The sequence below is a fragment of the Pseudomonas mosselii genome (assembly GCF_003205295.1).
In the GTDB taxonomy this organism is placed as follows: Bacteria; Pseudomonadota; Gammaproteobacteria; order Pseudomonadales; family Pseudomonadaceae; genus Aquipseudomonas; species Aquipseudomonas mosselii_B.
The window spans coordinates 1-1,210 of sequence record NZ_QJRP01000082.1 but is presented as its reverse complement, the minus strand read 5'-3'; the positions used below and the strand labels follow the sequence as shown (position 1 = coordinate 1,210).

General features: G+C 55.3%; 1 protein-coding gene. It reads left to right on the top strand.

From position 1 onward, the window contains the following. The first annotated feature begins 69 nt into the window (after positions 1 to 69). On the top strand, positions 70 to 1,194 hold the full coding sequence (locus DMX06_RS26035; RefSeq protein WP_110739984.1) for an IS481 family transposase: 1,125 nt from the start codon (positions 70 to 72) through the stop codon (positions 1,192 to 1,194). The last annotated feature ends 16 nt before the right edge of the window (positions 1,195 to 1,210 follow it).

Genomic DNA, 1,210 nt, shown 5'->3' with positions numbered 1-1,210 from the left:
ACATGGTGGACACGTGTACGGAGACATGGTTGACACTTCCTGGCAGCCCCCTTTGCCAGGATTTTCGCCATGCCTTGGAACGTGAGAAACGCCATGAGCCTGAAAGAAGAGTTCGTATCCCTGGCGCGACAACCGGATGCCAATATTCGAGAGTTATGCCGACGCTTCAGCATCAGTCCTCAAACCGGATACAAGTGGCTGCGCCGTTTTGAACAAGGCGGCTCGGCCGCTCTACAAGAACGATCTCGGAGGCCGGCTAGTAGCCCTCGCTTGACCGAGGCTGCGTTGGAAGCAGAAGTCGTTGCACTTCGACAGGAGCACCCGGCCTGGGGCGGACGCACAATCAGCAGCCTGCTGAGCCAGCGTATTGCCCCCAGCACCGTCACCAACGTATTGCACCGCCATGAACTAATCCAGAGCCCTGAGAAGGCGCGAGAGGCGCGGCTTAGGTTTGAGCACGATGCACCCAACGATCTCTGGCAGATGGACTTCAAAGGGCACTTCGCCCTGCAGCAAGGCCGGTGTCATCCGCTGACCATTCTTGACGACCACTCCCGCTTCAATTTGGCTATTCACGCTTGCGATAACGAGCGAGGAACGACGGTCAAGGAGAAGATGACTGAGGTCTTTCAGCGCTACGGCCTACCGGTCCGAATCAACGTCGATAATGGTGCTCCCTGGGGCTCACCGCGTAATCCTGGAGAGGTTACAGAACTGAGTATCTGGTTGATTCGACTAGGGATACAGATAAGTTTCAGTCGCCCGTACCACCCTCAAACGAATGGCAAAATTGAGCGTTTCCACCGTTCCTTGAAGGCTGAAGTACTCGATGGGCGGCAGTTCTCGACCTTGGTGCAAGCCCAGACGGCGTTTGACCGATGGCGGGAAATTTACAACTTACAGCGCCCTCATCAGGCTTTGGGGTATCAAGTGCCGATGGCCAGATATCACCCCAGCCCGTGGGCCTACCCCAATCAGCTTGAGGAATTTGAATATGGGCCAGACGATATCCTAGCCAAGGTTTATCACAGTCGCTTCCGCTTCCAGAAACGCTATTTCAGCATCGCAAAAGGCTTGGTCGGGCAGACCATAGCGATACGCCCTGGGCGAGACGGTGGGGACATGTTCGATGTCTATTTCTGCCATCAACGCCTGCGCACCATCGACGTGAATAAACCTGATTACGGACCATAATGTGTCAACCATGTCT